The following is a 4,765-nucleotide window of genomic DNA, read 5'->3' as shown; positions in this document are numbered from 1 at the left end:
ACGTGGACCAGACGCGGTTGTCGAATCCGATCACGAACAGATCGAGATTCCCTGGTGCACGTGACACGGCCGCGACCTGCTGTTTTTCGTGGTCGAACACCGCATGGCCCGGCAATGGAAACCAGTCGCCGTTCCAGCCGCCGCSGTCGTTCCAGAACGTGGACCAGAYGCGGTTGTCGAATCCGATCACGAACAGGTCGAGATTGCCCGGCGCGCGCGCCACGGCCGCGACCTGCTGTTTTTCGCGGTCGAACACCGCCTGGCCCGGCAATGGAAACCAGTCGCCGCTCCAGCCGCCAAGGTCATTCCAGAACGTGGACCAGATATGATTGTCGAATCCGATCACGAACAGGTCGAGATTGCCCGCTGCGCGCGACACGGCCGCAAGCTGTTGCTTTTCGTGGTCGAACACGGCCTGGCCCGGCAACGCGAAAAAGCCCAGGGACTTTGGCACCGTCGTGGGTTGCCTGAGCCACGCCTCGTGTGTTATCGATTCGAGTGACGGCTCGTCAATGATGCCGATCGAGTTCCAGGTGAAAAGCGCGTAGCCGTTTTGCCGCCCATCGAGACCAGCCGGCACCGGGACATCGAGCTGCGCTGCCAGCCAGTCGATGCTGCCGTACCCGCACAGGCTGACACAATGGTCTTCATTGCTATCGGCCTGAAACCCGACGCCGAACCATCCCGAGCGGCCACCGGTGCTGCGCCAAGCGGTTTCCAGCTGATCCGCTGCAACCCCGATCTTGACCGGACCATGCGAAATGGCGCTCCGAAGGACTGGCGCACTTGTCCAGTTCACCGTGAAATAGGGCCCGTCATCGTAAAGTGAACCGTCCAGCCTGAAGCCATCGTTCTGCATCCATTTGAGCACGTCCGAGATGACCGCTCCCTCCAGGACACCGTGTTGCGTGGCCCACGAGATCACCTCGCTGTCGGAAACAAAAATCTCCGGATTGTTGGTGGCTTTCGCAAATGCCTCTTCGGCCGTGACGCAGTCGCCATGCTCGTCATTGGCCCACATCGAAAGCTGCGCGGGAGCGCAAATGAAATTTGGCGGCGCACCGACCACGACGGCATGTGGCATCGCGGCGCTTAACGCGCTTCTCGGCGATGGGATGGCACCACGCTTCGGAAATTGAACAGGCATTGTGTTCTCCAGGTTTGTGGGTTGCATCGTGATACAGGCGTCGCAGCGACCGCCAGAAAACCGACTGGCGACTGTTTGTCGCGGGCCAGGTACGCAACCATTCGACCATCGAACTTCYCAAACGTTCACTCGTTGCGCGTTGTGGCGCGGGGAGCGGCCGCCTGGACAGGCGCGTACTACCGGTTTCTTCTCAGCTTCGGTAACATTGCACGATGGACAATATCACCCACTCCGTCGTCGGCMTCGGCATCGGCGCACTGATCGACCGCAGCGTTTCTCCCGAACCCGAACCCGGCGCGCAGCGCGTGCGCACGCGTCTGCTGCTCACGCTCGGCTGCCTGGCGAGCAATTTCCCCGACCTGGATCTCGTGCTCACACGGCTGCTGCAAGCGCCACTGGGCTATCTGCTGCACCACCGCGGCCATACGCACACCCTGGTGGGCGCACTGGGAGAAATCGCCGTGCTGCTCGGCCTCGTGTGGCTGCTGTGGCCGGCCGCACGCCGCCTGTTGCGCACGAGCCTTCACGCGCGGCGGGCCGCCCTTGTCACGGCGTGCGCCGGCATGATGCTGCACATTACAATGGATGGGCTCAACGTCTACGGCGTGCATCCGTTCTGGCCGTTCGATGCGAGCTGGTATTACGGCGACCTCGTGTTCATCGTCGAACCCGTATTCTGGATCGCGTTCGGCTTCCCCCTCGCCGCGATGGTGCGCTCACGCGCGTGGCGCTGGCTGCTGCTGGCGCTGATGATCGGCGTGCCGGTCGGCGTGACCGTGGCCGGCTTCCTGCAATGGGGCTCGCTGGCCGGGCTGCTGGGCCTGGGCCTGCTGCTGGCCTGGATCGAACGGCGCGTCGACGACACGCCGCAGGGAAGGCGCGGCCACGTGGCCCTGTCCGCCGGGCTGGCCGCGTCGCTGGCCTTCGTCGTCCTGCAGGGTATCGCCCTGCATGCGGCACGCGACATCGTCCGCACGACGGTGGCGCGCATCGACCCGCAGGAGCGCCTGCTGGACACCGCCCTCTCCGCCTATCCGGCCAATCCGCTGTGCTGGTCGTTCGTCACGGTGGCCGTCGATGCCGCGCATGGCAGTTACCACCTGCGCCGCGGCCAGCTCAGCGTGGCGCCCGCCGTCACGCCGGTGCCTTCCTGCCCCGCGCCCATCGCCGGCCGTGCCACCGGCGGCGATGCGCAACTGGCCTGGCAAAACGACGAGCGGGACAGCCTGGCGCACCTGCGCGACCTGCAAACGAATAACTGCTATTTCAATGCATGGATGCGCTTCGCCCGTGCGCCATCGGTCGGCAACGTCGTGGCGACGGACGCACGCTGGAGTCCTGTCGGCAGCCGCAATTTCTCCACGATCGATTACGCGGAACACGCGGCGGCGTCCTGTCCACAGCCCGTGCCGGGTTGGGGGTATCCGCGGGCCGATCTGCTGGGGCGGCGCTGAACGCCTCATCCCGCGGCCGCCACCGCCTGCAGCACCGGCTGCGGGCCGGCAACCGGCTCGTCGAACCGGTACGCCCCGGCCTCGTGCATTTCCCACGCCCCGTCCCCCACGAGGTGCAATACATGGGTGTGATGGCGCAGCACGCCGGCCCGGTGCGCGATGCTGATCAAGGTGGCGCCGCTGGCGCGCAGGCGCCCGTACAGCGACGCTTCGTTGCTGCTGTCCAGCGCGCTGGTCGCTTCGTCGAGAATGACGATCTGCGGCCGGTGCACCAGCACACGGCCGAAGGCCAGGCGTTGCTGCTCGCCGACCGACAACAGCTTTTCCCAGTCGTGCACGGCATCCAGCCCGCCGACGCGCCCGGCCAGCAGAGGCAGGTGCACCTGCTCGAGGATTTCCATTAACTGATCGTCGCTCAGCTGCGATTGCACGCTCGGATAGATGAGCTGACTGCGCAAGGTGCCCGACTGCAGATAGGGCTGCTGCGGCAGGAAGAACACGTCCTCGAAGGGCGGATGGTGGATCGCGCCGCTGCCCGTGTGCCACAAGCCCGCCATCGCCCGCAGCAACGAACTCTTGCCGCAGCCGCTGTCGCCCGTGATGAGCAGCGCGTCGCCCGGCCTGACCTGCAAGGTGAGGTCCTTGATGAGCACCCGCTCCGATTGCGGCGGATGCAGGGTCAGCGCTTCCAGCGCGAAGTGCCTGTCCGGCCGCATCTGGATGCGCGGGTACGTGTCGGCGGCGCCGGCCTGGGCGCCGGGCAAGACCAGACCGGCCAATGCATGCAGGCGGCTGATGCCCGCCACGAACCGGCTCAGGCTCTCGAAATTGTCGACGATGACGCCCACGGCGCCGAGCACGGCGGTGAACGCGCCGGCCGCCTGGATGGCCCGCCCCACTTCCAGCTCGCCCGACAGGACACGGTCGGCCAGGATCACGGCCGGCAACACCAGCGTGAGCTGGGATAACGTGCGCTGGAACAGGTTCAGGGTGCGCTGCTTCCTGATCAGCCTGGCGAAATTATGGATGACCTTGTCGAACGTGGTGTCGATGTGTGCCCGCTCCTGGGCTTCGCCGCGGTAGAAGGCGATCGATTCGGCGTTCTCGCGCAGGCGGATCAGGCTGAAACGGAAATCCGCCTCGCGCCGCAACTGCCAGAAGTTCAGCTGGATCAGCGGATTGCCGAAGACGTAGAGCGCGACGACCGTGCCCGTCAGCGCATACACGGCCAGCACGCCGACCAGCAGATGGGAGATCGACCACAGCACCGCGCTGAACGCGACCAGTTGCATGATCGAGCCCAGGAAGATCAGCAGGAAATGGATGGAGCGCCCGGTGAACGTGTTGATGTCTTCGCTGATGCGCTGGTCGGGGTTGTCGATCTCCAGGCCCGATCCCAGTTCGTAATATTTGCGGTCTTTCAGGTAGCCGTCGAGGAAGCGCCCGGTGAGCCAGCGGCGCCACTGGTTGGCGAAGAGGTCGCGCATATAGTAATAAAACGCGTAGCTCGGCACCGCGAACGCGAGAATCGCCAGGGTGGCGCGGACCGACGTCCAGTAGCGGTCGGCGCTCCTGGCCGCCAGCGCCGAGGTCATCTCGCCGGCCTGGTTGTTCAACATCACCGCCAGCTTGGTATCGACCAGCATCAGGACGATCAGCAGCAGGAGCAGCAGCCAGGCCTTCCCTTTTTCCTCTCCCAGCCAATACGGCTTGGCCAGGTGGACGAACTGTTTCCAGGCCTCGAGCGACAAAGGCGGCGTCCTGCGCGGCCCGGGTGACGCCGTGGTTTCATCGGTCCCCGCATCGGTGCGGGCGGAAGTCGGCGTAGTCATCTCTGAACTCCTTCATCGGCCGGGCCAGCACGGCCGGGCCACAGGTGCAGCATACGACGCGGCATGACCCCGTTCAGTGCGGAAACAGACATAGCGGCGGTAGATATGACAACACGACGTGTCCAAATAGATACCATCCATGAACATTAAGACACCGGTTTGTGGCTACTGAGCACTATTTCCCATTCACACTACCTGTTAGACTCTGCCGTTTAACCCGCTCGCAATAAATACACAAGAAAATCCATGCAGTGGCAACAACAAGAATTGGGGAAGTCCATGAAGAAACAGCGGGGTCGGTTGACCCCTGACCTGCTTGCCATGTCCTGTCC

At 64.4% G+C, this 4,765-nt stretch carries 3 protein-coding genes; 1 reads left to right on the top strand and 2 read right to left on the bottom strand.

The annotated features are described in order from the left end of the window. Window positions 1–1,147 (bottom strand): hypothetical protein (locus tag AC1DYX_RS27970; protein ID WP_477264995.1); only part of this gene is annotated, 1,147 nt, incomplete at its 3' end. A 212-nt stretch (window positions 1,148–1,359) separates the two neighbouring features. On the opposite strand from AC1DYX_RS27970, the gene AC1DYX_RS27965 reads away from it, so the two are divergent. Further along, window positions 1,360–2,601: a metal-dependent hydrolase gene (locus AC1DYX_RS27965; RefSeq protein WP_477264993.1), complete on the top strand. Its 1,242-nt coding sequence runs from the start codon at window positions 1,360–1,362 to the stop codon at window positions 2,599–2,601. A 5-nt stretch (window positions 2,602–2,606) separates the two neighbouring features. Here AC1DYX_RS27965 and AC1DYX_RS27960 read toward each other — a convergent pair whose 3' ends face one another. Further along, window positions 2,607–4,433, bottom strand: coding sequence for an ABC transporter ATP-binding protein/permease (locus AC1DYX_RS27960; protein WP_477264991.1), 1,827 nt, complete (start codon window positions 4,431–4,433; stop codon window positions 2,607–2,609). Window positions 4,434–4,765 lie beyond the last annotated feature (332 nt).

It is taken from the genome of Massilia sp. P2_C2, from assembly GCF_056404615.1.
The sequence above is the reverse complement of the archived record's forward strand: the minus strand, read 5'-3'. Positions and strand labels throughout refer to the sequence as shown.

Coding starts and splice junctions, on each gene's coding strand:
- AC1DYX_RS27960 (WP_477264991.1), bottom strand. CDS start 4,433: ATGACTACGCCGACTTCCGCCCGCACCGATGCGGGGACCGATGAAACC.